Source organism: Streptomyces sp. NPDC046831 (genome assembly GCF_040645305.1).
GTDB lineage: Bacteria > Actinomycetota > Actinomycetes > Streptomycetales > Streptomycetaceae > Streptomyces.
Window position 1 is genome coordinate 15,301 of the sequence record NZ_JBEYXZ010000020.1, and the last position, 25,391, is coordinate 40,691.

Genomic DNA, 25,391 nt, shown 5'->3' on the forward strand with positions numbered 1-25,391 from the left:
CGGCGACGACCGGCCGCTGCGGCTGGGGACCAGGCGCAGCAAGCTCGCCATGGCCCAGTCCGGGCTGGTGGCGGACGCGGTGCGCCGGGTGACCGGACGGCCCGTCGAACTCGTCGAGATCACCACGTACGGCGACGTCTCGCGCGCGCACCTGGCCCAGATCGGCGGCACGGGCGTGTTCGTGACGGCGCTGCGCGACGCGCTGGTGCGGGGCGAGGTCGACTTCGCGGTTCATTCGCTCAAGGACCTGCCCACCACGCAGCCCGAGGAGCTGGCCCTGGCGGCCGTGCCCCCGCGGGAGGACCCGCGCGACGTCATCGTCGCCCGGGACGCGCTGAAGTTCACCGACCTGCCGCGCGGTGCGCGCGTCGGCACGGGTTCGCCGCGCCGCATGGCGCAGCTGAACGCGTACGCGCGCGCCCACGGGCTGGACATCGAGACCGTCCCGATCCGGGGCAACGTCGACACGCGGATCGGGTACGTCCGCAAGGGCGAGCTCGACGCCGTCGTGCTCGCCGCGGCCGGGATGAACCGGCTCGGCCGCATCGACGAGGTGACCGACTTCCTGTCGGTCGACACGGTTCTGCCGGCTCCCGGCCAGGGAGCCCTGGCGATCGAGTGCAGGGCGGGGAACACCGCCGAAGACGCCGCGCTCGTCGCCGCGCTCGCCGAGCTCGACGACCCGTTCACGCGGGCCGCCGTGACGGCCGAGCGGTCACTGCTCGCCGCCCTGGAGGCCGGTTGCAGCGCCCCTGTGGGCGCGCTGGCCGACCTTACCCCGCTCCCGGATCCGCTCCAGCGGGGGGAATCCCAGGCCGACCGGCAGATTGTCAAGGAAATGCGCCTGCGCGGCGTCGTCGGCACCACCGACGGCTCGACGCTGGTGCAGCTGTCCACCACCGGTCCCGTGCCCGGGACGCATGACGGGGCGGTGGCTCTCGGCCGCGAACTCGCCGCCGAGATGCTCGCCCAGGGCGCGGCCGGTCTGATGGGGGAGCGAGCACATTGAGCCCCACCACTCTTCCCACCGGTCCGGAGCACGGGCACGTCACCTTCCTGGGTGCCGGACCCGGGGATCCGGGACTGCTGACTCTGCGCGCCGTCGAGGCGCTGGCGAACGCGGACGTCCTCGTCGCCGAGCACGAGGTGCTCGACGTCGTCCGTCAGCACGCCAGGCAGGGTGTCGCCGTCGTGCACACGGACGCGGATCCCTCTTCGGATCCGGCTCCGGGCACGGGCACGCCCCAGCTGACGGTCGTTGACGGTACGTCAACAACCGCTCAGGCCCCCGCTGTGCGGGATGCCGCACATCTTGTCATGGAGGCCGCGCGCGGCGGCAGGCGGGTCGTCCGTGCGGTGTCCGGGGACCCGGGACTTGATACGTACGCCGCCGGGGAAATGCTCGCCTGCGCCCGGGCGGGTGTCCCCTTCGAGGTCGTCCCCGGTGTCGCGGCGGCCGTCGGCGTGCCCGCGTACGCCGGTGTGCCGCTGCGCGACCCCGAGGGCGCCGACGTGCGGTTCGTCGACGCGCGCACGGCCACCGACCGCTGCTGGACCGAGGTGGGCGCCTCCGACGGCACGGTCGTCGTGTCCACGACGCTCGACGCGGTCGCCGTGGCGGCCGGTGAGCTGGTGTCGGCGGGCCGCAAGCCGGACACCCCGCTGACGGTCACCGTCGCCGGTACGACGACCCGCCAGCGCACCTGGACCGCGACCCTCGGCACGATCGCCCAGACCCTGAAGCAGGCGAAGGTGCTGCCGTCGCCGGAGGGCGGCCGACCGGTCATAGCCGTGGTCGGTGACCGTCCCGCCGTCGCGCAGCGCGACCAGCTCTCGTGGTTCGAGTCCAAGCCGCTGTTCGGCTGGAAGGTGCTCGTGCCGCGTACCAAGGAGCAGGCGGCGTCGCTCTCCGACCAGCTGCGGTCCTACGGGGCCGTGCCGCACGAGGTGCCGACGATCGCCGTCGAGCCGCCGCGGACGCCCCAGCAGATGGAGCGGGCCGTCAAGGGCCTGGTCACCGGGCGCTACGAGTGGATCGCGTTCACCTCGGTCAACGCCGTCAAGGCGGTCCGGGAGAAGTTCGAGGAGTACGGGCTCGACGCGCGTGCCTTCGCGGGCATCAAGGTCGCGGCGGTGGGCGAGCAGACCGCCAGGGCGCTGGTCGCCTTCGGCGTGAAGCCGGACCTGGTGCCGAGCGGCGAGCAGTCGGCCGCGGGCCTGCTGGAGGACTGGCCGCCGTACGACCCCGTCTTCGACCCGATCGACCGGGTGTTCCTGCCGCGCGCCGACATCGCCACGGAGACCCTGGTCGCCGGCCTGGTCGAGCTCGGCTGGGAGGTCGACGACGTCACCGCCTACCGGACCGTGCGGGCCTCGCCGCCGCCGGCGGAGACGCGGGAGGCGATCAAGGGCGGCGGCTTCGACGCGGTGCTGTTCACGTCGTCGTCGACGGTGCGGAACCTCGTCGGCATCGCCGGGAAGCCGCACAACGTGACGGTGATCGCGTGCATCGGCCCGGCCACGGCGAAGACGGCCGAGGAGCACGGCCTGCGGGTCGACGTGATGGCTCCGGAGCCGTCGGTGCACAAGCTCGCCGAGGCGCTGGCGGACTTCGGCAGGCGGCGCCGGGCGGCGGCCGTGGCGGCCGGCGACCCGGTCACCAGGCCGAGCGAGCGGCGGCCGGGGGCGCGGCGGCGCCGGTCCACGACCTGATCCGCCGAATCGGCGGCGCGGTCGTCGCGCGGCGGTGCCTGTGGGGCCCTGGCTGTGCAGAAACGAACCCTCAGGGGCGCTCCGGTTTCCGGAGCGCCCCTGAGGACGTTTCCGGCGCCTGGCCGGGTGGTGCGGGCCGCCCGCGTGTCAGCGCGCGGAGGCGTAGGGCAGGAAGGTCGCCCAGGCGGCGGGGGCCAGGGCGAGGCGGGGGCCGTCGGGGTGCTTGGAGTCGCGGACGAGGACACGGCCGGGGGCGGCGGCCACCTCGACGCAGTCGGGGCCGTCGGATGTGCTGTAACTGCTCCTTATCCAGTCCACGCCGGCGTCCGTTCCTCCTGATGCCTCAAGCGTCATGTCTCGTTTCTCCCAGTACCTTTTCGATGAAGGCCAAGGACTCCCGGGGGCTGAGAGCCTGGGCGCGGATGACTCCGTAGCGAATGTTCAGGACCGTCGTCTCTTTGGGATGGGTCATCACCCGGCTGCTGAGGGGCGCCTCGCTGAACGCGACCGTGGCTCCGTCGTTGAGCTTGAGGAGCCTGAACGAACCGTCCGTTGCCGAGTTCTCCTCGCGGTCCAGAGGCAGGACCTGCAGGTCCACGTTGCGCAGACTGCCCACCTCCAACGCTCGTTCGAGTTGCCGTCGCAGGACCATCCTCCCCCCGATGGGGCGCCGAAGGGTCGACTCGCATTGGACAAAACTGAAGACGCGTCGGCCGGTCACCGGTTCGAGAATCTCCTGGCGAGCCAAACGGGCCGCCACCTGCTGCTCCACCTCTTCCTCGGTGAACGGGGGACGACGGGCACTGAAGATCGCCCGCGCGTATTCCTCCGTCTGCAACAGCCCATGGACGACCGAGTTGTTGTAGGCGCCCAGCTCGACGGCCTCGGCCTCCAGTTTCTTCAGGTCCCGGACCTTCTTCGGGTACCGCGCCTCCGCCACGTCCTGCTTGAGCGCCGCGATCTTCCCGCCCGCGCCCAGCACCTCGTCGGCCGCGTCCAGGTACTCGGGCCGGGGGATCCGCCGCCCCCGCTCCACCGAGGACACCAGGTCCTCCCCGTACCCGATGGCCGCGCCGAACTCGGCCTGGGTGCGGCCGGACGCCTCCCGCCACAGCTTCAACTGCCGTGCGACGGTGCGCATCACCGCCCCGGCCTCCTCGTCGTCCAGTCCCGCTTCCCACCCGCTCACGCCCGTCGCCCTCCCGCCGCGCGCCCTTCCCCGGACCAACGCACACCGCCCGCTCCCGGTCACCCGGTGCGACCCGGACAGAACCGGGGAGCTCACGTACAGCCGAGGGCCGTACGGGCCGGTTCGCGCACCTCCGTGATGACCGGACGGGGGGAGGGGGCAGCGGCGGTCAGGAGGTCACCGGCACCCTGTGCGGACGTCATCCCGATGTGCCGGGCCGGGGCGGGGAGTCGGTGGCGGCGGGGCGCTGGAAGGTTCCGTACAGCAGCCAGAGCGAGGGGATCAGCAGGACGGCGCCGACGGCCAGGGAGATCAGGCACGCCCACAGGACGGCCGGCTGGGAGGCGGCCTCCTGCACCGTGAGGCTGCCGACCAGCATCGCCGGGTACTGGGCCGCGCCCCACGCCCACAGGATCGCCGCGACGGCGAGCGCGGCCGCCGCCCGGGCCGCCACGTAGCGCCGCAGCACCAGCAGCACCAGTCCGGTGACACCGCCGGCCGCGCTGAGGAGCACGAGCGGCAGCGCCCGGTGGGTGAGGCCGTGGAAGAGCGCGGGGGCGTCCGCGTGCAGCACCGCGATGCCGGCCAGGGCGACGGCCCCGGTGGCCAGTCCGCTGAACAGGGCCCGCCGCGCGAACGTGTGGGCGAGCGCGGAATCGCCCTCGCGGGCGGCGTCCGCGCACAGGTACACGGCCGCCAGGTGGGCGCAGGTGAGGACGGCCAGCACGCCGCCGAGCGCGGACGTCGGGTTGAGCCAGCTCGTGACCACGTCGCCCTGCGCCAGCCCGGGCGGCACCCGGCCGGAGGCGACCCCGCCGGCCACGGCGCCCAGGAAGAACGGGGTGACCAGGGAGGAGATGGCGAAGCACCCGCCGAACAGCCGCTGCTGCCACAGCTCCGTGCTGGCCTTGCGGAAGGCGAAGGCGGCACCGCGCGCGATGATGCCGAGCGCCGCGAAGGTCAGCGGCAGGTACAGGGTGGACATCACGGCCGCGAAGACCGGCGAGAACCCGGCCCACAGCAGGACGACCACGAAGATGAGCCAGACGTGGTTCGCCTCCCAGATCGGCCCGATGCTGTGCTCGATGAGCCGGCGCTGGTCCCGGCCGCGGCGGGCGCCCCCGGCCAGCAGGTCCCACACGCCGGCGCCGAAGTCGGCGCCGCCGAACAGGGCGTAACAGGTCAGTCCGACCCACATCACGGCGAGGGCGGTGTCGGCGAGCACGTGACCTCCAACGGTGGGCGACGTTCGTCGCGCCGGGCGGGGCGGGAGCGGGGCCGCCCGGTGAGGGGCGGATCGGGCAGGGACGGGAAGGGCGGGTCGGTGCCGGGCGGGTGCCGGCCGGGGCGGGGGCGGCCGGTGTCCGCCCGGCGCCGCACGTCAGACGACGGGGTAGCTGCGCACGTCCGACTCCTGGGGGGCGACGGGCACGGCCGTGCCGCGGGCCAGGCGGCGCAGCACGTACACCGTCGCGACGGTCATGGCGGCGTACACCACCAGCACCAGCCACAGGCCCGCCATCAGCCCGGGCGCCGGGTTGACGGCGTCCCGCACGCTCATCACGCCCCACACGATCCACGGCTGCCGGCCCAGCTCGGTGACGGTCCAGCCGCTCTCCAGCGCCACCACGGACGCCGGGCCGGCCAGCGCGACCAGTGCCAGCAGCAGCCGGCTCCCGCGCCGGTCGAGCAGTTCGCCCCCCGAGCGCCGGGTGCGCCACCAGGCCAGCAGCAGCCACAGACCGAGCGCCAGCAGGAAGAAGCCGATGCCCACCATGAGGTCGAACGCCCAGTGCACACCGGTCACCGCGGGCCACTGGCTGCGGGGCACCTGGTCCAGCCCCTGCACCACGGTGTCGGCCCGGTAGCCGACGAGCAGGGACAGCCCGTTGGGGATCTCCAGCCCGTACTTCAGCCGATCGTCGACGGCGATTCCGCCGATGGTGAGCGGGACGTGGGAGCCGGTGCGGTACACGCCCTCGATGGCCGCCAGCTTGGCCGGCTGGAACTCGGCCAGGAAGCGGGCGGCCCAGTCGCCCACCACGATCTGGAACGGGGCCACCACCGCCCCGACGGCGAACGGGATGGCGAAGCCGGCCTTGTGGTACGCGTCGCGGCGGCCCCGGAGCAGGGCCACCGCGTAGACGGCCGCGGTCAGGAACGACGCCACCATGAACGCGGCCAGGATCATGTGCACCGTCTGCGGCGGGCTCGCCGGGTTGAGCATCGCCGCCCACGGGTCCACGTGCACGACCTTGCCGTCGCGGAGGGTGAAACCGCGGGGCTGGTTCATCCAGGCGTTCGCGCAGACCACGAAGAACGCCGAGGCGACGCCGGCGATCACGATGGGGATCCCGGTGAGCAGATGCCTGCGCGGCGGCAGCCGGTCCCAGGCGTACAGGTAGATACCGAGGAAGATCGCCTCGATGAAGAACGCGATGCCCTCCAGCGCGAAGGGCAGTCCGATGACCTGGCCGAACCGCCCCATCAGGCCGGGCCAGAGCAGGCCCATCTCGAAGCTGAGGATGGTGCCGGAGACGGCACCCACCGCGAAGAGGACGCCCATGGCCCGCGCCCAGCGCCGCGCCAGCAGTTGCAGCGCCGGGCTGTTCCGGCGGATGCCGAGCCACTCGGTGAGCAGGGTGAGCGCGGGCAGGCCGACGCCGAGGCAGGCGACGATGATGTGCCAGGCCAGGGAGAAGCCCATCTGGGCCCGCGCGGCGGACAGGTCGCCCTCCGTGGCCGCTCGCGCGAGCACCAGCGCGGGCCAGGGGGCGGAGGCTACAGCGATGTCGTACACGAGCACTCTCCCGCAGGCCGGGGGACAACCACGGCGGCCCGCCCGCCTCCCCGGGGCGCTGGACCACGATCCCTCCAGTACCCCGCTCACCGGTTCGAACCCGGCGGGGGACCCGGCCCGGGAAAGCGGTGGTGGGCTCGGCGTGCCGCCCCATCAGCAGGCTCGCCCGTGCCCCGGGGATGCGCAAACGGGGGGCGGGCACCCGCGCGGCCGTGCCCGCCTGCCGTCAGCCCCCGGAGGCGTCAGGCGCCGAGTTTCCCGGCCGTGTCGCCGAGCGTCCGCGCGAGCAGGCGCACCTCGTGCTCGGCGGGCGTGGCGGTGCCCAGACGCTCCGCCAGCTCCGCCCGGGTGAGGAGGACCGCGGCTCCCGCACAGTCCTCCCCGGCGAGCGAGGCGGCGTCGACCACCTGGGCCCTGCCCTCCAGCAGGATCAGCGCGGCGTCGTCGTCCGGCGCGGCGAGCAGCTCCGCGACGTGGGTCTCGTCGATCACGTGTCGGCCCTTCCGTTCGGTTACGGGTGCCCGGGCATGCGGGGCGGCGGCGTGCCGGACCCTCCACCCGGGGGCGTGCGGGTGCCCGCGGGCCGGTGATCCCAATCCTCCGCCGCGGGCGTGCGGGCGGGCGCGGGCCGGTGGTCCCGGCCCTCTGCCGGGGGGGTGCGGCGGGGGCGTGCGGGTGGGCGCGGGCCGGTCGTCCCGGCCCTCCACCGGGTCTCACCCCGCCTGGTCGGTGTCCTTGTGCGTGCCCCAGCCGTGCCAGCGCTCGACCTCGATCCAGGCGCTGAACCGGGTGCGCTCCCGGTCCGGGTACGGGCGTCCGGTGTAGTGCGTGGAGAGGCGGTCGATGTCGGCCAGGCCCTCGTCCTCGTGCATCTCGGTCACCCGGCCGATGAGGGTGACGTGCGTGTACCAGTCGTCCCGGTCGAGGACGGTGAGGGACACCCGCGGGTCCCGTCGCAGGTGCTCCAGGCGGACCCGGCCCTCGTCCAGGCTCAGGAGGACGCGGCCGTCCTCCCAGAGGTACCAGGTGGGTGTGGTCACCGGGGCGCCGTCCTTGCGCAGGGTGGCCATCACGCACGGGTTGGGGTGACGCAGCATCTCGTCGGCCGCGGGCGGCAGCGGGGGCTTGGACATGGGCTTCCCTTCCTGTCTCCCTGTCGTTGGCCGCCGGGTGCCCCGAACGGGGTGCGGCGCACCTCGCCGGAGCCGTCGAGCCACCTCCCGCGGCCGTCGGGGGGCGGCCGCTGGAGTTCGCGGAGCCGGCCGCGCGGTGCCCGCGGAGCCGGCCGCGCGGTGCCCGCCGGTCCGGCTCCGGCGCGCCGGCCGGCCGGCTCCGCCGGCGTTCGCCGGGCAGCTCGGACGCCACGGCCGGGGCGGGTCGGGGCGACCGGGAAACCGCCCCCGAGCGGACGCCCGCTCGCCCGCCCGGTGGTCGACACGGCGTCGGCAAAACGGGGGTCCGGCCGGGCGTAGCGTAGAAGGCATGACGAAGTACGGATCCTTCCCCGGTACGCGTCCCCGGCGGCTGCGCACCACCCCCGCCATGCGCCGGATGGTCGCCGAGACGCGGCTGCACCCGGCGGACCTCATCCTGCCCGCGTTCGTCCGTGAGGGCATCGGCGAGCCGGTGCCGATCGAGGCGATGCCGGGCGTCGTGCAGCACACGCGGGACACCCTGAAGAAGGCGGCGGCCGAGGCCGTGGCGGCAGGGATCTCCGGGATCATGCTGTTCGGCGTGCCCGAGGAGGCCGAGAAGGACGCGAACGGCACGTGCGGCACCGACCCGGACGGAATCCTGCAGGTCGCCCTGCGCGACGTGCGGGCCGAGGTCGGCGACGACCTGCTCGTCATGTCCGACCTCTGCCTGGACGAGTTCACCGACCACGGGCACTGCGGTGTGCTCGACGCCGAGGGCCGCGTCGACAACGACGCCACCCTGGAGCGGTACGCCGAGATGGCGCAGGTCCAGGCAGACGCCGGCGCCCACGTCGTCGCCCCCAGCGGGATGATGGACGGCCAGATCGGCGTCGTCCGCGACGCGCTGGACCAGATCGGCCGCGAGGACGTGGCGATCCTCGCCTACACCGCCAAGTACTCCTCCGCCTTCTACGGGCCCTTCCGGGAGGCCGTCGGCTCGTCTCTGCGGGGCGACCGCAAGACCTACCAGCAGGACCCCGCCAACCTGCGCGAGTCGCTGCGGGAGCTGGCCCTCGACCTGGAGGAGGGCGCGGACATGGTGATGGTCAAGCCGGCCGGTCCCTACCTCGACGTCCTGGCCCGCGTCGCCGACGCCGTGGACGTGCCGGTGGCCGCCTACCAGATCTCCGGCGAGTACTCGATGATCGAGGCCGCCGCCGAGCGCGGCTGGATCGACCGGGACCGCGCGATCTTCGAGACGCTGACCGGCATCAAGCGGGCCGGGGCGCGCAACATCCTCACCTACTGGGCCGTCGAGGTCGCGCAGAAGCTGCGCTGAGCGCGCGGGCCGCCGCCTTCGGTACCGGCGGCGGCCTCCGCGCGGCGAATGGCGGCCGCCGGGCGGTGGCCGCACCGCGCTTCCAGACCCCGAGGACGGGCCCTCGTCCCGTACGCGCTGCCTCTCACGGCAGGCCGTGACGGGCAGCGCGGCGAGCGTGAGCGCCGTGGCGGCGAGCGGGCGCGGACGTGGGATCCCCCGGTCGATCAACAGGCCCGGAGACTGGGCCCGTCGGCGGGTGCCGATCGGGTGGTCCGCCCGGGTCGGCCGGTGGCCCGCTCGGTGCCACGGCCGGGTCCGGCCGTGGCCGGTGCCAGGGCCGGACCCGGCCGTGGACGCGCGGATGCCGGAGCGGCTCGTGCCCGGCCGGATCGGGTGTCCGCTTCCGCCGGGACACGGCCCGAAGTTGGCCCGCAGGCCCGGGACGCAAGGGGCCGGGTCAGTCCCACCAGAAGAACCACACCGGCTCACCGACGAGGCCCTCGGCGTAGGCCCGCAGCGTCCCGGGCTCGCCCTGGAGGACGTTGTCCGGGCAGAACGCGAAGTGCTCCGCCGCGATCCGCTCCGCCTCGGCGAGCGTGGTGGGCGGCGCCGCCACGGAGACGACCAGGGCGTCGAAGCCGAGCGCCACGACCCGTATGCCGAAGCGGTCCTCCCAGGACCGCAGCACCGAGCAGAGGACGGCCACGTCGTCCTCGTGGTTGACCGGGCCCGTCCAGCCGACGGCTGCCGGGATGTCGGCGGAGCGGCGGGCCGGCACCAGGGCCAGGCGCGGCTCCTTGAACCAGTTCCGGCTGCCGCCGGTCAGGGAGTCGGCGACCTCGGCGGCCCGGACCTCCGGTGCGGCGGCGAGCACGCCGGCCGGGGCGAGGCCCGGCCACGCGGGGCCGAAGGGGGCCACGGGCTCGTCGTACGGCCCCCGTTCACCGGACAGCCCGACGGCCCCGTCCCCGCCCGCCTGGTCCTCGCCGGGGTCCGCCCCGTCCTCGGCGTACGACTCCCAGAAGGCGGCCAGCACTTCCTCGGCGTCGTGGTCACCGGGATACGACATCCTCCCGGGCATGAGGTCCCACTGCTCCGGCCCGCCCTTGCTCCCGGCGACCTCGACGAGCACGGGGAGCAGGCCGGCCCGCGCGGCGGGCGCGCCGAGCGCCGCCCAGTTGCCCGGGGACGCCGCCCGGCCGGCGTACCAGAGCAGCGGCTCGTGCCACGCGCCCTCGCAGGTCGTGTCCACCAGGGTCCCAGGAGGGAGTTGGAGTCCGAGCGAACGTCCGCTCGGATCGGTCGCCAGCCTGGGCAGCGGGTTGGGAAGAGTCGCCATGCCGGTGACTGTAGGGGCGGCCACTGACAACGAGGCCCCCGACGCGGACAGTTGACCCGGCCGGCGGCCGGCCGACGGACTTCCGCACAGGCACATGGCACACGCACGGGCCCCGCGGCAGCATGCCGCGGGGCCCGTGCGTGCGGGCCGAGGCCGGGTGGGCACCGGGTTTCGGCCCGGAGGGCAGCCCGGCCTCCGGGTCAGAGGCGCTCGGGCGTCCGGATGCCCAGCAGGGCCATGCCCTGGTGCAGGGTGCGGGCCGTGACGTCGCACAGGAACAGGCGGTTCTCCACCTGCTCGGGCGTCTCGGCCTTCAGCACCGGGCACTTGTCGTAGAACGACGTGTACAGCGACGCCAGCTGGTACAGGTAGGCGGCCAGCTTGTGCGGGGCGTACTCCGCGGCCGCCTCCCTCACCGACTCCGCGAAGGCGTCGACGTGCAGGCCCAGCGCGCGCTCCGCCGCGGCCAGAGCGAGCTCCGGGTGGGCCGCCGGGCGGACGTCCCCGGCCTTGCGGAGGATGGACTGGATGCGGGCGTAGGCGTACTGCAGGTAGACCGACGTGTCGCCGTTCAGCGAGACCATCTGGTCCAGGTCGAACTTGTAGTCCCGGCTCGCCGACGTCGACAGGTCCGCGTACTTCACCGCGCCGACGCCCACCTGGGCGCCCCGCTCGGCGATCTCCTCCTCGGACAGGTCCTGCGCCTTCTCCCGGACCACCGCCGACGCCCGCTCGATCGCCTCGTCGAGCAGGTCCACCAGCCGGACCGTCTCGCCCTCACGCGTCTTGAACGGCTTGCCGTCCTTGCCGAGGACCGTGCCGAAGGCCAGCTGGTACGCCGTCACCTCGTCGTTCAGCCAGCCGGCGCGGCGGGCCGTCTCGAAGACCATCCGGAAGTGGAGCGCCTGCCGGGCGTCGACCACGTACAGCAGCGTGTCCGCCTTCAGGTTGAACACGCGGTCCCGGATCGCCGACAGGTCGGTGGCCGCGTAGCCGTAGCCGCCGTCCGACTTCTGCACGATCAGCGGGACCGGGTTGCCGTCCGGGCCCTTGACGTCGTCGAAGAACACGCACAGCGCGCCCTCGGAGCGGACCGCCACGCCGGACTCCTCCAGCAGCCGGCAGGTCTCCTCGAGCATGTCGTTGTAGCCGGACTCGCCGACGATGTCGGGGTCGCGGACCTCCATGTCCAGCTTCTCGAAGACGGAGAAGAAGTAGATCTTCGACTCGTCCACGAACTTCTGCCACGTGGCGAGCGTGTGCGGGTCGCCGGCCTGGAGGTCGACCACCCGGCGCCGGGCCCGCGTCTTGAACTCCTCGTCGGCGTCGAACAGCCTGCGCGCCGCCTTGTAGAGGCGGTCGAGGTTCGACATCGCCTCCTCGCCCGTCACCGCGCCGTCCTGACCGGCCTTGTGGTCCAGTTCGTGCGGGTGCTCGTCCAGGTACTGGATGAGCATGCCGAACTGGGTGCCCCAGTCGCCGATGTGGTGCCGCCGGACGACGTTCTCGCCGGTGAACTCCAGCAGCCGCACCACCGCGTCGCCGATCACGGCGGACCGCAGGTGGCCGACGTGCATCTCCTTCGCCACGTTGGGCTGGGCGTAGTCGATCACCGTCGTGCCCGGGTGCTCCGCGCGGGGCACGCCGAGCCGGCCCTCGGAGTCGGCGACGCGCGCCGCGAGGTTCTCGGTGATCGCCCGGTCGGTGACCGTGACGTTGAGGAAGCCCGGCCCGGAGACCTCGACGTCGCCGATGACGTCACCGGTGACGACCTGGGAGACGACCCGCGTCGCCAGCTCCCGCGGGTTCGCCTTGGCCTTCTTCGCCAGGGCCAGGATCCCGTTGGCCTGGAAGTCCGCCCGGTCGCTTCGTCGCAGCAGCGGGTCCGCGTCGGCGGTCTCCGGCAGGGCGGCGGAGAGGGCGGACGCGAGGCGCTGGTGGACGGAAGCGGTGAGGGACGTGACCGAGGCCATAGAAGTGGGTGCCGTTCTCCTCGTACGAACAGATAGACCCAGCCAGTATCCCACGGGGGGTCCAGCGGATTTCCCGGTCGCCGGGCGGGCGCGCGCCGCGTCGCCGCCCGTGAGCGGGGGCGGAGGAGCGCGGTACGCCGGTGAGAAGGCGTTTTCGTGGATGCGGCCCCGGCTGGGACAATGGAGCGGTCAGCCGTGCGACCGTACCGGCTGCTCACGGAGAAACCTCCTGAGAAACCCCCCAGAGAACCTTCAAAAAGAGGACGTGCCGATCGTGGCTCAGAGCACCGAGACCACCGACTGGGTCTCCCGTTTCGCGGATGAGGTCATCGAGGAGTCGGAGCGTCGGGCCCCGGGCAAACCGGTCGTCGTCGCGTCCGGGCTCTCGCCGTCCGGTCCCATCCACCTGGGCAACCTGCGCGAGGTCATGACCCCGCACCTCGTCGCCGACGAGATCCGCCGGCGCGGGCACCAGGTGCGCCACCTGATCTCCTGGGACGACTACGACCGGTACCGCAAGGTGCCCGCAGGCATCGACGGCGTCGACCAGGACACCTACGCGGAGCACATCGGCAAGCCGCTCACGTCCGTCCCGGCCCCCAAGGGCTCGGCGTACCCGAACTGGGCCGAGCACTTCAAGGCCGCGATGACCGCCTCGCTCGCCGAGCTGGGCGTGGAGTTCGACGGCATCAGCCAGACCGAGCAGTACACCTCCGGCGCGTACCGGGACCAGATCCTGCACGCGATGCGGCACCGCGGCGACATCGACGCGATCCTCGCCCAGTACCGGACGAAGCCGAAGGCCGGCAAGAAGCAGCAGAAGCCGGTCGACGCTGCCGAGCTGGAGGCCGAGGAGGGCTCGGGCGCCGCGTCCGAGGACGACGGCAGCTCCGGTTCCGCCGGGTACTTCCCGTACAAGCCGTACTGCGGCAACTGCGAGAAGGACCTCACCACCGTCACCGCCTACGACGACGACTCCACCGAGATGACGTACGCGTGCACCGCGTGCGGCTTCTCGGAGACGGTCCGGCTCAGCGAGTTCAACCGGGGCAAGCTGGTCTGGAAGGTCGACTGGCCGATGCGCTGGGCCTACGAGGGCGTGGTCTTCGAGCCGAGCGGTGTCGACCACTCCTCGCCGGGTTCGTCGTTCCAGGTCGGCGGGCAGATCGTGGGGCTCTTCGGCGGCGAGCAGCCGATCGGCCCGATGTACGCCTTCGTCGGCATCTCCGGCATGGCGAAGATGTCCTCCTCCCGCGGCGGGGTCCCCACCCCGGCGGACGCGCTGCAGATCATGGAGCCGCAGCTCCTGCGCTGGCTGTACGCGCGGCGCCGGCCGAACCAGTCGTTCAAGGTCGCCTTCGACCAGGAGATCCAGCGGCTGTACGACGAGTGGGACCGCCTGGCCGCCAAGGTCGCCGACCGCTCGGCGCTGCCCGGCGACGTCGCCGCGTACACGCGCGCCGTCGGCACGGCCGCCGGCGAGCTGCCGCGGACGGCGCGGCCGCTGCCGTACCGCACCCTCGCGTCGGTCGCCGACATCACCGCCGGGCACGAGGACCAGGCCCTGCGCATCCTCAGCGACCTCGACCCGGCCCACCCGCTGGCCTCCCTGGACGAGGCGCGGCCGCGGTACGACAAGGCCGAGGCGTGGATCAACACGCACGTCCCCGCCGACCAGCGCACCATCGTCCGCGACGAGCCGGACGCCGAGCTGCTGAAGTCGCTCGACGAGCCGTCCCGGCAGTCGATCCGGCTGCTGCTCGACGGGCTGGCGGAGCACTGGTCCCTCGACGGGCTCACGCACCTCGTGTACGGCGTGCCCAAGGTCCAGGCCGGCTTCCCCGCCGACGCGACGCCGAAGGAGCTGCCGCCGGAGATCAAGACCGCCCAGCGGTCGTTCTTCGCGCTGCTGTACCACCTGCTCGTCGGCCGCGACACCGGGCCGCGGCTGCCCACGCTGCTGCTCGCGGTCGGGCAGGAGCGGGTGCGGGCCCTGCTCGGGGAGTGACGCCGCCCGGTCCGCGGTGACGTCGGTGACGAAGGGGAGCGTCCGGTGAACACCGGGCGCTCCCCTTCGTCGTCACGCGCGGCCGCCTACGCGATGTGGTCGTCCTCCAGTTGCGCGGTGTGGCGGTTCTGGAAGCGCAGGACCATCCGCTTGGACTCGGCGTCCGGGACGGGGACGCCGTAAGTGGCCTCGACGTTGTCGCTGAACTCGCGCGGGGTCGGGTAGCTGCCGTTGATCGACTGCTTGAAGACCTGGTAGTACGCCTCCTCGTCCGGCTCGGCGGGCGGGGTGCCGCCGCCCTCGCCGAGCGGGCGGGTGCGGTTCGGGCCGGCCGGGATGGGGAAGGTGCCGGTGTCCTCCGGGGCGGGCTGGGCGGGGACACCCTGCGGGGCGGCCTGCCGGGGGCCCTCCGGGGCCGGCTGCCGGTGCTCCTGCGGGGCCGGCTGGTCGAACTGGTCCGGGTGCTGCTCCTCGTACCACTGCTCGTACTGTTCGTCCGGCTCGTAGGACGGGTCGTACGGGGGTTCGTAGGAGGGGTCGTAGCCGCCGTGGTAGTCGACGAGCCGGGGAGCCTGGAACCAGGGGCTCTCCTCGTCGGGCTCCTGCTCGGCGCCGGCCGGCCCGGCGCCGGGGCGCTGCCCGGCCACGGGCGCCCGGCCCCCTGCCGGAACGGCCGGGGACGCGCCGGCCACCGGAACCGCCCCGGCGCCGCCCGCGCTCGCGCCGGCGGGGACGACCGCGGGCGCGGCGGCCTGGCCCGTGGTCAGCACCGGCTGCGGGGCCGGGGGCAGCAGGGCCGGCTCGACGCCCGCCGCGGCCAGCCCGGCCGGCGCCGTCTCCGCCAGCGGCACGCCGTAGCGGGCCAGGCGCAGCGGCATCAGGGACTCCACCGGGGCCTTGCGGCGCCACGCCCGGCCGAAGCGGGAGCGCAGACGGGCCTGGTAGACGAGACGTTCCTGCTCCAGCTTGATCACCTGGTCGTAGGAGCGCAGCTCCCACAGCTTCATACGGCGCCACAGCAGGAAGGTCGGCACCGGGGAGAGCAGCCAGCGCGTCAGGCGCACGCCCTCCATGTGCTTGTCGGCCGTGATGTCCGCGATCCGGCCGATGGCGTGCCGGGCCGCCTCGACGGCGACCACGAACAGCACCGGGATGACGGCGTGCATGCCGACGCCCAGCGGGTCGGGCCAGGCCGCCGCGCCGTTGAACGCGATGGTCGCCGCCGTCAGCAGCCACGCCGTCTGGCGCAGCAGCGGGAAGGGGATGCGGATCCAGGTCAGCAGCAGGTCCATCGCGAGCAGGACGCAGATGCCCGCGTCGATGCCGATCGGGAACACGTAACTGAAGTTCCCGAAGCCCTTCTTGATGGCCAGTTCGCGGACGGCCGCGTACGAGCCCGCGAAGCCGATACCGGCGATGATCACGGCGCCGGTCACGACCACGCCGATGAGAACGCGGTGCATCCGAGTCAGCTGCAGTGGCGCGGCCACCCGTACTCCCCTCCCATTGCGTGTTGTTGCGCGCAACAGGGTGGCACATCCGTGCGAGGGACGGGTGACCGGTCCGGTTGCTCCGCTGTGCCGGTTGCCGCCGGCTCAGCTCTTCGCGGCCGCCTCGGACACCGACGCGGACGGCTTCGCCGCCGCGGACGCCGAGGCGGAGGGCTTCGCCGGCGCGGACGCCGACGGGGAGGCCGGCTTCGTCGCGGACTTCGACGCCGACGGCGACGAGGAGGTCCCCGGCGCCACGGCACCGCCGTCGCCGTTGGCCGCCGCCACCGCGGCCACGGCCTCCTTGGCCGCCTGCTGGGCGGACTTCGCCAGGGCGGCGGCGTCCGGCACCTTGTCACCGGCCAGGCCGGCACCGTTGTAGTCGACGGTGACGACGACGTTCTCGACGCGCGCCACGACGGTCTGCTGCTTGAAGGTGCCTTCCTTCTTCTTCAGGTCGTAGCGCACCAGCGTGGCCTCGTCGCCGGTTCCCGCCACCGGCTGCGACGTGCGGTTGGCGCCGCCCGCCACGGACTGCGCGTCCTTGATCTGCCGCTGGTAGTACTCGCGCGCCTGCTGGTCGCCCTCCCCGCGGGCGGCGTCGGATTCGAAGCGCAGCAGGGAGACGTTCAGCCAGCGGAACTGCGAGCCCTTCACCCCGTTGTTGTCCAGGCTGTTCCAGGAGCAGCTGCCGCGCGTGGAGACGTCGCTGGAGGTGCCCTCCTTGGCGGACTTCAGCCCCTTCGGGACGAGTTGGCCCAGCGTCTTCGACGACAGCGTCCGGCAGGGCTCCGGCAGCTTGCCGTACGCCGCCGCCCGCACCGTCGGGGACGGGCTCGCGGACGTCGTCGCGGTGCTGCCCGCGGCCTTCTTGGCGTCGTCGGCGGAGCCGGAGTCCGAGGAGGAGCAGCCGGCGGCGACCAGCATCACGGGGACGGCGGCCGCGCAGACAAGGACGCGGTTCAGACGCTTCACTCGCGGGTCGCTTCCCGAACGCCCCGAGGGCGTGGGGGACTGCCGCAGGTCTCGCTGGGCTGCTCGCTGCATGGTTCCTTCACTCATGACGCTCGTGGTTCCTGCGATCGGACCGGTTCCAGGGGGCCCGAGGGGTCCAAAGGGCCCGAGGGGTCCGAGTGGCCACGGTACGCGGTGAGTCAGCCGTGTGGTTCCCCTTCCCGCGCACGCCGTCAGGGGGCGAAGTACCCGTGCCGCGCCGTCAGCCGCCCAGCGAATCCGCCAGCCGTGCCGCCAGTTTCCGGGCCTTGTCCTGCATTTCCTCGCTGTCCGGGACCACCCCGACGGTCGTCGGCTGCTCCTCGTACACGATGGTCACGATGACGTTGGACGTGCGGAACGCCACAGTCACGGTGCGCTGTTTGGCCGTTGAACCGGAGCTGCCGAGCGTGTCGTCGACGAACGCCTCGTCGCCGAGGTCGCTCAGTGTGCGCGGCTGGAGTTCGGACGAGGGCAGGCCCGTGGAGGCGGAGGCCGACGGGGACGCGGGGGAGGCCGGGGCCGACGAGGTCGGCGCGGGCCCGCCCGGCGCGCCGGACCGCGCGCCGGAGGGGGAAGCGGAGCCGGCTCCGGAGCCGGCGGAGACCGGCTCGGGCAGGTCGGCCGCCACCTGCTTCGTCGCGAAGATCCGCTGGGCCTGCGTGTCGTCGCTGACGGTGTTGTCGTAGGAGACGACCCGCTCGAGGTCGACGAAGAGGTGGTCGGTGGCGCCCGTCGCCTCCACCTTCCAACGGCACCCGACCTTGCGGTCGTTGTCGTAGGTGAGCGTGGCCTCGCCCTCGTACGCCTTGTCGCGCTGGTCCAGGTCGGTGAGCTGCTTGATGCCGGGCAGCAGCGAGTCGAGCGTGCGGTGACCGACGGCGCCGCAGGGCTCGGGCAGCGTGCGGTACCTGCCCGGCTGCGCCGCCGCCGTGGCCGTGCCCGCGGCGCCCGGGTTGGCGTCGTCCGCCGCACCGTCACCCGACGAGCCGTCGGTGCAGCCGGCCAGCAGCGCCGCGAGGAGCGCGGCCGTGCCGGGTACGTACGCCTTCCGCAGCACGGGCAGGCTCCCTTCGACGCTGTCGTTCGCTGTCCTGGCGGTACCAGTGTCCCCGCTGGTTATTCGCTTGCCGCGCGGGGGCGCGCCCTGGAGACAATGTGTACCGCACGCACTGCCGTGGACGCCGGTCCGCCGTCCCTTTCGCCGGCCTTGGCGCCGGTATTGCGCTACGGGACTTCTGTGAATTCTTCGGGGGAATGAGGACGACATGTCGTACGTGGAGATACCGGGCGCGAAGGTCCCCATCCGGATGTGGGCGGACCCGGCGACGGTCGAGGGCGCGGCGATGCAGCAGCTGCGCAACGTCACGACCCTGCCCTGGATCGAGGGCCTCGCCGTCATGCCGGACGTCCACTACGGCAAGGGCGCGACCGTCGGGTCGGTCATCGCGATGCGGGGCGCGGTCTGCCCGGCGGCGGTCGGCGTCGACATCGGCTGCGGGATGTCCGCGGTGCGGACGTCCCTGACGGCGAACGACCTCCCCGGCGACCTGTCCCGGCTGCGCTCGAAGATCGAGCAGGCCATTCCGGTGGGCCGGGGGATGCACGACGACCCCGTCGACCCCGGCCGCCTGCACGGGTTCGCGACCGGGGGATGGGACGACTTCTGGACGCGGTTCGACGGGGTCGCGGAGGCGGTGAGGTTCCGCGCGGAGCGCGCCGCGAAGCAGATGGGGACGCTCGGATCGGGCAACCACTTCGTCGAGGTCTGCACGGACACCACCGGCGCGGTGTGGCTGATGCTGCACTCCGGTTCCCGCAACATCGGCAAGGAACTGGCCGAGCACCACATCGGGGTGGCCCAGCAGCTCCCGCACAACCAGGGCCTGGTCGACCGGGACCTCGCCGTCTTCGTGGCGGACACGCCCCAGATGGCGGCCTACCGCAACGACCTGTTCTGGGCCCAGGAGTACGCGAAGCACAACCGCAGCCTCATGATGGCGCTCCTGAAGGACGTCGTCCGCAAGGAGTTCAGAAAGGCGAAGCCGGTCTTCGAGCCGGAGATCTCCTGCCACCACAACTACGTGGCGGAGGAGCGGTACGGGGGCCTGGACCTGCTGGTCACCCGCAAGGGCGCGATCCGCGCGGGCTCCGGCGAGTACGGGATCATCCCGGGCTCCATGGGCACGGGCTCGTACATCGTGAAGGGCCTCGGCAACGAGAAGTCCTTCAACTCCGCCTCGCACGGCGCCGGCCGGCGCATGAGCCGCAACGCCGCCAAGCGCCGCTTCTCCGTGCAGGACCTGGAGGAGCAGACGCGGGGCGTGGAGTGCCGCAAGGACTCCGGCGTCGTCGACGAGATCCCGGGCGCCTACAAGCCGATCGAGCAGGTGGTCGACCAGCAGCGGGACCTGGTGGAGGTCGTGGCGAAGCTCAAGCAGGTGGTGTGCGTGAAGGGCTGAGGCACGCCGCCGTCACGACTCCCGGTGCACCTTGGTGTTCGACGCCTGGGCGCGCGGGCGCACGACCAGCAGGTCGATGTTGACGTGGCTGGGCCTCGTCACCGCCCAGGTGATGGTGTCGGCGACGTCGTCGGCGGTGAGGGGCTCGGCGACGCCCTCGTAGACCTTGGCCGCCTTCTCCCGGTCGCCGCCGAAGCGGGTCAGCGCGAACTCCTCCGTCCTGACCATGCCGGGCGCGATCTCGATGACGCGGACCGGCCGGCCGACGATCTCCAGGCGGAGCGTCTCGGCGAGGACGTGGGCGCCGTGCTTGGCGGCGACGTAGCCGGCGCCGCCCTCGTAGGTGGCGTGGCCCGCCGTGGACGACACCACGACGACCGTTCCGTCGCCGCCGGCCTCCAGCTTGGGCAGCAGGGCCTGGGTGAGGTTCAGGGTGCCGATGACGTTCGTCTCGTACATCCGGCGCCAGTCGTCCGGGTCGCCGGTGGCGACCGGGTCGGCGCCGAGCGCGCCGCCCGCGTTGTTGACCAGGACGCCGACGGTCCTGAACGCGGTGGCGAACTCGTCCACCGCGGCGCGGTCGGTGACGTCCAGCGGGTACGCCGTCGCCGAGTGGCCGGCCGCGTTGATCTCGTCGGCGAGCGCCTCGATGCGGTCCTTGCGGCGGGCGGTCAGCACCACGCGGTACCCCGCGGCGGCGAGCTGCCGGGCCGTGGCGGCGCCGATGCCGCTGCTCGCACCGGTGACGACGGCGATGCGGGAGGCGGCGGACGGTGCTGCGGTGGCCATGGGGCTCTCCTCGGGCTGCGGCGGTTCGACCGTGCCAGGGTAGGTGACGGGCACCTCACCGCGACGGTGCCGTCCGGTTCCCGGGACGCGGACGGCCGCCCGTCCCCGGCGCCGCACGGCCCGTCAGGCGCCGCCGCGGGGCGCCCACATGATCAACGCCATGCCCGCCAGGCACACCAGCGCGCCGGCCACGTCCCAGCGGTCGGGCCGGTAGCCGTCCGCGACCGCGCCCCACAGCAGGGAACCGGCGATGAAGATCCCGCCGTACGCGGCGAGGACGCGGCCGAAGTGGGCGTCGGGCTGGAAGGTGGCGACGAAGCCGTACGCGCCGAGCGCGAGGACGCCGCCCGCGGCCCACAGCCAGCCCCGGTGCTCGCGCACCCCCTGCCAGACCAGCCAGGCGCCGCCGATCTCGAACAGGGCGGCGACGGCGAACAGCGCGGCGGAGCGGACGATCGGCATGCGGGCAGCTTCGCACGGAGGGGGCGCGGGGCGGCGGCCGGTGTGTGGGGCGGGGAGCAGGGCCGGGTGCGCGGGTGGGCGGCTGGGCCGGCGTGCGGGTGGAGCCGGGCCCGTGTGCAGGTGGGGGAGGCGGGTCGGTGTGCCGAGCGGGGGAAGCGGGGCGGTGTGCCGAGTGGGGCAGCGGGCCGGTCTGCCGAGTGGGGGCAGCGGGCCGCGGTGTGCTGGCCGGGGGCCGGGCCGGAATACGGCCGGGCAGGTGGCCGTTGGAGGGGTATGGTTGAATCATCAACAATCTGGAGGGTGAGCGACCATGCAGTTCGGGATCTTCAGCGTCGGCGACGTCACGCCGGACCCCACCACGGGCCGTACGCCGACCGAGCGTGAGCGCATCAAGGCCATGGTCGCCATCGCGCTGAAGGCCGAGGAGGTCGGCCTGGACGTCTTCGCCACCGGCGAGCACCACAACCCGCCGTTCGTGCCGTCATCGCCGACCACGATGCTCGGCTATATCGCCGCGCGGACGGAGCGGCTGGTGCTGTCCACCTCCACCACCCTCATCACCACCAACGACCCGGTGAAGATCGCCGAGGACTTCGCGATGCTCCAGCACCTCGCGGACGGCCGGGTCGACCTGATGACGGGCCGTGGCAACACCGGCCCGGTCTACCCGTGGTTCGGCCAGGACATCCGCCAGGGCATCAACCTCGCCATCGAGAACTACGCGCTGCTGCACCGCCTGTGGCGCGAGGACGTCGTCGACTGGGAGGGCAGGTTCCGCACCGCGCTGCAGGGCTTCACCTCCACCCCGCGCCCGCTGGACGGCGTCCCGCCGTTCGTCTGGCACGGCTCCATCCGCTCCCCGGAGATCGCCGAGCAGGCCGCCTACTACGGCGACGGCTTCTTCCACAACAACATCTTCTGGCCCGCCGACCACACCAAGCGGATGGTCGAGCTGTACCGGACCCGGTACGCCCACTACGGGCACGGCACGCCCGAGCAGGCGATCGTCGGCCTGGGCGGCCAGGTGTTCATGCGGAAGAACTCGCAGGACGCGGTGCGCGAGTTCCGCCCCTACTTCGACAACGCCCCGGTCTACGGGCACGGCCCCTCCCTGGAGGACTTCACCGCCCAGACCCCGCTGACCGTCGGCTCCCCGCAGCAGGTCATCGAGAAGACGCTGTCCTTCCGCGAGTACGCCGGCGACTACCAGCGCCAGCTGTTCCTGATGGACCACGCCGGCCTGCCGCTGAAGGCCGTGCTGGAACAGCTGGACCTCCTCGGCGAGGAGGTCGTGCCGGTGCTGCGCCGGGAGTTCGCCGAGAACCGCCCGGCCGGCGTGCCCCAGGCGCCGACCCACGCGTCCCTGCTGGCCGCCAGGGACGCCGCCACCGAGGAGGTGACCTCCGCATGAAGCTCGTCGTCGTCTCGGCGGGGCTGAGCGTCCCGTCCTCCACCCGGCTGCTGGCCGACCGGCTGGCGCGGGCGGCCGCCGGGCGGACCTCGGCCGAGGTGCGGGTGGTCGAGCTGCGCGACCTCGCGGTCGAGATCGCGCACAACTTCACCAACGGCTTCCCGGCCCCGGCGCTGGCGGACGCGCTGGACGCGGTCACGGAGGCGGACGGCCTGGTCGTCGTCACGCCGGTGTTCTCGGCGTCGTACAGCGGCCTGTTCAAGTCCTTCTTCGACGTCCTCGGCGTGCGCGACCAGGACGCGCTGGCGGGCAAGCCGGTGCTGATCGCGGCGACCGGCGGCACCGCCCGCCACTCCCTCGTCCTCGACCACGCCCTGCGCCCGCTCTTCGCCCACCTGCGGGCCGTCGTCGTCCCGACCGGTGTCTACGCCGCCTCGGAGGACTGGGGAGCCGAGGGCCTGCCGGAGCGGATCGACCGTGCGGCGGGCGAGCTGGCGGCCCTGATGACGGGGCTGTCGGCGGCGCGCGGCGGCACGCGGGAGGCCGGGGCCGCCGAGGCCCTGGCCGGGACCGGCACAAAGACGGAGGCCGCTGGGCCTGCGCCCGCGCCGGTGCCGGCGCAGGCGCCCGGGCGGGCCGCCGGGCCCGCGCCGGAGGAGAAGCCCGGCGGGTTCACGGTGGTGCCGTTCGAGCAGCAGCTGGCGGCCCTGCGGAAGTGAGGGGACGGCCCGGGGCGACGGCTCCGGGCCCCCGCCCCGCCCCGGTGGGCGCCGGGAACGTGCGGCCCCAAGGCGCCCGGGCCGCACGGCGCGAACCCGCCGGCTCACCGTGAGAGCCAGGTAAAAAGCGTGGTCGCGGGCCTGCTCGCCCGGGCCGCACCGCCGGCGCCCTTGGCAGACTGGACGCGTGCCTCAGACCGTGCTGCTCGCCGAAGACGACCGCGCCATCCGCCACGCCCTGGGACGGGCCCTCACCCTGGAGGGTTACGAGGTGACGGCGGTCGCCGACGGTGTCGAGGCGCTCGCGCAGGCCCACCGGACCCCGCCGGACGTCCTCGTGCTCGACGTGATGATGCCCGGCATCGACGGCCTCCAGGTCTGCCGCGTGCTGCGCGCCGAGGGCGACCGGACGCCGATTCTGATGCTCACCGCCCTGGTGGAGACCGCCGACCGGATCGCCGGCCTGGACGCCGGAGCCGACGACTACGTCGTCAAACCGTTCGACGTCGAGGAGGTCTTCGCCCGCCTGCGCGCCCTGCTGCGGCGCACCGGCCCGGCCGGCTCCGGCAGCACGAACCCGGGATCCGCGGGCGGCGGCGCGGGCGCGCACCGGGCCGGCAACCCCGGCGGCACGCCCGCGAAGGGGCAGCTCGCCGCGCAGTCCCCCGGCCGGCGGATCGAAGCGGCCGGCATCCGCATGGACCTCCAGGCCCGCCGGGTCTGGCGCGGCAGCCGGGAGGTCGAGCTGACCCGCACCGAGTTCGAGCTCCTCGAACTGCTGGTGCGCAACGCCGGCATCGTCCTGGACCACTCCACCATCTACGACCGCATCTGGGGCTACGACTTCGGCCCGGGCTCCAAGAACCTCGCCGTGTACGTGGGCTACCTGCGCCGCAAGCTCGACGAGCCGGGCGCGCCACAGCTGATCCACACCGTCCGGGGCGTGGGTTACGTGCTGCGGGAGGACTGAGTGGGCCCTCTCGGACGGCTGTCGGAGCGGCCCAGGCCCCGGCTGTCGTCGCTGCGGACCACCTTCGCGGTGTCGTTCGCCGTGGTGACCGCGGCCGTCACCGTACTGGTCGGCATCCTGTCGTACAGCTCGGCGGCCCGCCTGGTCCGGGTCGACCAGCAGTCCGTCTTCCTGCAGGTGGTGCAGGACGTGCGGGACGAGGTGCGGCGCTACCAGCGGACCCCCGCGGACTTCTCCTCCTCCCAGCCCGGGCACGAGGTCGTCCGGCCGAGCCGCACCGGCGTGCAGGTGCTCGGCCCGGGCGGCCGGATCGTCGACCGCGGCAGCCCCGCGCTCCCCGTCACGGCCCGGGACCGGGCGGCCGCGGCCGCCGCGGTGGCCGGGCGGACCGTGCAGCACGAGGACGTCGTCGTCTCCTCCGACGTGTACCGCGTCGCCACGGTGTCGCTCGGCGGCGGGCGCGGGGCGGTGCAGGTCGCGCAGGAGTTCAGCGACACCGAGGACCTGCTGCGGGCGCTCCAGCAGCGCACGCTGATCACCACGGGGGCCGTGGTGGTGGCCGCGGGCCTGTGCGGCTGGTGGCTGGCCCGCCGCATCACCCGCCGGCTGGTGGTCCTCACCGCCGCCGCCGAGGACGTCGCCCGCACCCGCCGGCTCGGCGTCCAGGTGCCCGTCACCGGCTACGACGAGGTCGGCCGCCTCGGCCGCTCCTTCGACCGCATGCTGGGCCGGCTCGCCCAGTCGGAGGAGGACCAGCGCCGCCTGGTACAGGACGCCGGCCACGAACTGCGCACCCCGCTGACCTCCCTGCGGACGAACATCTCCCTGCTGCGCCGCATCGAAGAGCTGCCGCCCGACACCCGCGAGGAACTGGTCGCCGACCTCACGCAGGAGGCCCGCGAGCTGACCGACCTGGTCAACGAACTGGTCGACCTCGCCGCCGGCCAGTCCGACACCGAGCCGCCGCAGCGGGTGGACCTCGCCGACCTCGCCGAGGACGTCGCGGGCCTCGCCCGCCGCCGCACCGGACGGGAGATCCTGGTCCGCGCGAGCGGCGACACCACGGCCGACGGCCGCCCCGGGATGCTCCAGCGGGCGGTGTCGAACCTCGTGGAGAACGCGGCGAAGTTCGACCGGGGCGGCACGGCGCCCATCGAGATCGACGTCACCGGCCCGGTCCGCGTGCCCCACACCGGGGGAGCGCACGGCGGCCCGGTCCGCGTGCGGGTCCTCGACCGCGGGCCCGGCATCGACGGTGGCGACCTGACCCGCATCTTCGACCGCTTCTACCGGGCCGCCGACGCCCGCTCCCTGCCCGGCTCCGGCCTCGGCCTGTCCATCGTGCGCGAGGTGGCCGCCGCCCACGGCGGCACACCGTTCGCCCACCCGCGGCCCGGTGGCGGCTCGGTGATCGGCTTCACGGTGGGCGACGACACCGGGCACCTCGACGGCGGGGTGCTGGCGGGCGAGGACTGACGGGTGAGACCGACGGCCGAGAACTGACGGGTGAGGGCCGACGGCCGAGAACTGACGGGTGAGGACCGACGGGTGAGGGCCGACGGCCGAGAACTGATGGGGGAGGACCGACGGCCGAGAACTGACGGGTGGGGACCGACG

General features: G+C 73.6%; 22 protein-coding genes. 9 read left to right on the forward strand and 13 right to left on the reverse strand.

Annotated features, from left to right (window positions below):
* The first annotated feature begins 16 nt into the window (after nt 1-16).
* Nucleotides 17-1,009 carry a hydroxymethylbilane synthase gene (hemC, locus tag ABZ920_RS18430; protein ID WP_361505788.1) on the forward strand — a complete coding sequence of 331 codons (993 nt, stop codon included), beginning with the start codon at nt 17-19 and terminating at the stop codon, nt 1,007-1,009.
* The gene (locus ABZ920_RS18435; RefSeq protein WP_361505545.1) at nt 1,006-2,712 is read left to right on the forward strand and encodes a bifunctional uroporphyrinogen-III C-methyltransferase/uroporphyrinogen-III synthase; all 1,707 of its coding nucleotides are present in this window, start codon (nt 1,006-1,008) and stop codon (nt 2,710-2,712) included. Before hemC ends, ABZ920_RS18435 begins: the two co-directional genes overlap by 4 nt.
* A 147-nt stretch (nt 2,713-2,859) precedes the next feature.
* Here ABZ920_RS18435 and ABZ920_RS18440 read toward each other — a convergent pair whose 3' ends face one another.
* The 6 genes from ABZ920_RS18440 to ABZ920_RS18465 all read right to left on the reverse strand — a co-directional run bounded on the left by ABZ920_RS18440 (nt 2,860) and on the right by ABZ920_RS18465 (nt 7,834).
* Nucleotides 2,860-3,066, reverse strand: a complete 207-nt coding sequence (locus ABZ920_RS18440; RefSeq protein WP_361505548.1) for a DUF397 domain-containing protein — start codon at nt 3,064-3,066, stop codon at nt 2,860-2,862.
* A complete protein-coding gene (locus ABZ920_RS18445; protein ID WP_361505551.1) occupies nt 3,056-3,901 on the reverse strand; it encodes a helix-turn-helix transcriptional regulator in 846 nt (281 codons plus the stop codon). Before ABZ920_RS18445 ends, ABZ920_RS18440 begins: the two co-directional genes overlap by 11 nt.
* Nucleotides 3,902-4,100: 199 nt before the next feature.
* A complete protein-coding gene (locus ABZ920_RS18450) occupies nt 4,101-5,126 on the reverse strand; it encodes a cytochrome d ubiquinol oxidase subunit II (RefSeq protein WP_361505554.1) in 1,026 nt (341 codons plus the stop codon).
* 156 nt (nt 5,127-5,282) lie between these two features.
* Nucleotides 5,283-6,701, reverse strand: coding sequence for a cytochrome ubiquinol oxidase subunit I (locus ABZ920_RS18455; RefSeq protein ID WP_361505557.1), 1,419 nt, complete (start codon nt 6,699-6,701; stop codon nt 5,283-5,285).
* Between the two features lie 242 nt (nt 6,702-6,943).
* Nucleotides 6,944-7,192, reverse strand: a complete 249-nt coding sequence (locus tag ABZ920_RS18460; RefSeq protein WP_361505560.1) for a hypothetical protein — start codon at nt 7,190-7,192, stop codon at nt 6,944-6,946.
* Nucleotides 7,193-7,414: 222 nt separating this feature from the next.
* Nucleotides 7,415-7,834 (reverse strand): PPOX class F420-dependent oxidoreductase, encoded by a 420-nt coding sequence (locus tag ABZ920_RS18465; protein WP_361505563.1) that lies wholly within the window; start codon nt 7,832-7,834, stop codon nt 7,415-7,417.
* Nucleotides 7,835-8,183: 349 nt separating this feature from the next.
* Between ABZ920_RS18465 and hemB the strand changes: the two genes are divergently transcribed.
* Nucleotides 8,184-9,176, forward strand: coding sequence for a porphobilinogen synthase (hemB, locus tag ABZ920_RS18470; protein WP_361505566.1), 993 nt, complete (start codon nt 8,184-8,186; stop codon nt 9,174-9,176).
* Nucleotides 9,177-9,615: 439 nt separating this feature from the next.
* Here the strand turns inward: hemB and ABZ920_RS18475 are convergent, their stop codons facing one another.
* The gene (locus ABZ920_RS18475; RefSeq protein ID WP_361505569.1) at nt 9,616-10,497 is read right to left on the reverse strand and encodes a DUF4253 domain-containing protein; all 882 of its coding nucleotides are present in this window, start codon (nt 10,495-10,497) and stop codon (nt 9,616-9,618) included.
* Nucleotides 10,498-10,697: 200 nt separating this feature from the next.
* Nucleotides 10,698-12,470: an arginine--tRNA ligase gene (gene argS, locus ABZ920_RS18480; RefSeq protein WP_361505572.1), complete on the reverse strand. Its 1,773-nt coding sequence runs from the start codon at nt 12,468-12,470 to the stop codon at nt 10,698-10,700.
* A gap of 265 nt (nt 12,471-12,735) precedes the next feature.
* On the opposite strand from argS, the gene lysS reads away from it, so the two are divergent.
* Nucleotides 12,736-14,478, forward strand: a complete 1,743-nt coding sequence (gene lysS / locus ABZ920_RS18485) for a lysine--tRNA ligase (protein ID WP_361505575.1) — start codon at nt 12,736-12,738, stop codon at nt 14,476-14,478.
* Nucleotides 14,479-14,564: 86 nt separating this feature from the next.
* Here lysS and ABZ920_RS18490 read toward each other — a convergent pair whose 3' ends face one another.
* The 3 genes from ABZ920_RS18490 to ABZ920_RS18500 all read right to left on the reverse strand — a co-directional run bounded on the left by ABZ920_RS18490 (nt 14,565) and on the right by ABZ920_RS18500 (nt 18,021).
* Nucleotides 14,565-15,941, reverse strand: coding sequence for a DUF2637 domain-containing protein (locus ABZ920_RS18490; RefSeq protein WP_361505791.1), 1,377 nt, complete (start codon nt 15,939-15,941; stop codon nt 14,565-14,567).
* A gap of 132 nt (nt 15,942-16,073) precedes the next feature.
* Nucleotides 16,074-17,030 (reverse strand): DUF3558 family protein, encoded by a 957-nt coding sequence (locus ABZ920_RS18495; protein ID WP_361505578.1) that lies wholly within the window; start codon nt 17,028-17,030, stop codon nt 16,074-16,076.
* Between the two features lie 154 nt (nt 17,031-17,184).
* Nucleotides 17,185-18,021 (reverse strand): DUF3558 domain-containing protein, encoded by an 837-nt coding sequence (locus tag ABZ920_RS18500; protein WP_361505581.1) that lies wholly within the window; start codon nt 18,019-18,021, stop codon nt 17,185-17,187.
* A gap of 208 nt (nt 18,022-18,229) precedes the next feature.
* On the opposite strand from ABZ920_RS18500, the gene ABZ920_RS18505 reads away from it, so the two are divergent.
* Entirely contained in the window at nt 18,230-19,423 is a 1,194-nt protein-coding gene (locus ABZ920_RS18505; protein ID WP_361505584.1) for an RtcB family protein, read from the forward strand.
* A gap of 12 nt (nt 19,424-19,435) precedes the next feature.
* Here ABZ920_RS18505 and ABZ920_RS18510 read toward each other — a convergent pair whose 3' ends face one another.
* Together ABZ920_RS18510 and ABZ920_RS18515 are read right to left on the reverse strand one after the other, a co-directional pair.
* Nucleotides 19,436-20,212: an SDR family NAD(P)-dependent oxidoreductase gene (locus tag ABZ920_RS18510; RefSeq protein WP_361505587.1), complete on the reverse strand. Its 777-nt coding sequence runs from the start codon at nt 20,210-20,212 to the stop codon at nt 19,436-19,438.
* Nucleotides 20,213-20,335: 123 nt separating this feature from the next.
* The gene (locus ABZ920_RS18515; protein WP_361505590.1) at nt 20,336-20,674 is read right to left on the reverse strand and encodes a YnfA family protein; all 339 of its coding nucleotides are present in this window, start codon (nt 20,672-20,674) and stop codon (nt 20,336-20,338) included.
* Between the two features lie 310 nt (nt 20,675-20,984).
* Here ABZ920_RS18515 and ABZ920_RS18520 point away from each other — a divergent pair, with 310 nt between their 5' ends.
* The 4 genes from ABZ920_RS18520 (at nt 20,985) to ABZ920_RS18535 (ending at nt 25,250) form a co-directional block, all read left to right on the forward strand.
* A complete protein-coding gene (locus ABZ920_RS18520) occupies nt 20,985-22,085 on the forward strand; it encodes an LLM class flavin-dependent oxidoreductase (protein ID WP_361505592.1) in 1,101 nt (366 codons plus the stop codon).
* On the forward strand, nt 22,082-22,804 hold the full coding sequence (locus ABZ920_RS18525) for a CE1759 family FMN reductase (RefSeq protein WP_361505594.1): 723 nt from the start codon (nt 22,082-22,084) through the stop codon (nt 22,802-22,804). Before ABZ920_RS18520 ends, ABZ920_RS18525 begins: the two co-directional genes overlap by 4 nt.
* A gap of 187 nt (nt 22,805-22,991) precedes the next feature.
* Nucleotides 22,992-23,774: a response regulator transcription factor gene (locus ABZ920_RS18530; RefSeq protein WP_361505596.1), complete on the forward strand. Its 783-nt coding sequence runs from the start codon at nt 22,992-22,994 to the stop codon at nt 23,772-23,774.
* Nucleotides 23,775-25,250, forward strand: a complete 1,476-nt coding sequence (locus ABZ920_RS18535) for a HAMP domain-containing sensor histidine kinase (protein WP_361505599.1) — start codon at nt 23,775-23,777, stop codon at nt 25,248-25,250.
* The last annotated feature ends 141 nt before the right edge of the window (nt 25,251-25,391 follow it).

Coding starts and splice junctions, on each gene's coding strand:
- ABZ920_RS18520 (WP_361505592.1), top strand. CDS start 20,985: ATGCAGTTCGGGATCTTCAGCGTCGGCGACGTCACGCCGGACCCCACC.
- ABZ920_RS18510 (WP_361505587.1), bottom strand. CDS start 20,212: ATGGCCACCGCAGCACCGTCCGCCGCCTCCCGCATCGCCGTCGTCACC.
- ABZ920_RS18495 (WP_361505578.1), bottom strand. CDS start 17,030: ATGAGTGAAGGAACCATGCAGCGAGCAGCCCAGCGAGACCTGCGGCAG.
- ABZ920_RS18515 (WP_361505590.1), bottom strand. CDS start 20,674: ATGCCGATCGTCCGCTCCGCCGCGCTGTTCGCCGTCGCCGCCCTGTTC.
- ABZ920_RS18440 (WP_361505548.1), bottom strand. CDS start 3,066: ATGACGCTTGAGGCATCAGGAGGAACGGACGCCGGCGTGGACTGGATA.
- ABZ920_RS18465 (WP_361505563.1), bottom strand. CDS start 7,834: ATGTCCAAGCCCCCGCTGCCGCCCGCGGCCGACGAGATGCTGCGTCAC.
- ABZ920_RS18505 (WP_361505584.1), top strand. CDS start 18,230: ATGTCGTACGTGGAGATACCGGGCGCGAAGGTCCCCATCCGGATGTGG.
- ABZ920_RS18475 (WP_361505569.1), bottom strand. CDS start 10,497: ATGGCGACTCTTCCCAACCCGCTGCCCAGGCTGGCGACCGATCCGAGC.
- ABZ920_RS18490 (WP_361505791.1), bottom strand. CDS start 15,941: ATGCACCGCGTTCTCATCGGCGTGGTCGTGACCGGCGCCGTGATCATC.
- hemB (WP_361505566.1), top strand. CDS start 8,184: ATGACGAAGTACGGATCCTTCCCCGGTACGCGTCCCCGGCGGCTGCGC.
- argS (WP_361505572.1), bottom strand. CDS start 12,470: ATGGCCTCGGTCACGTCCCTCACCGCTTCCGTCCACCAGCGCCTCGCG.
- ABZ920_RS18525 (WP_361505594.1), top strand. CDS start 22,082: ATGAAGCTCGTCGTCGTCTCGGCGGGGCTGAGCGTCCCGTCCTCCACC.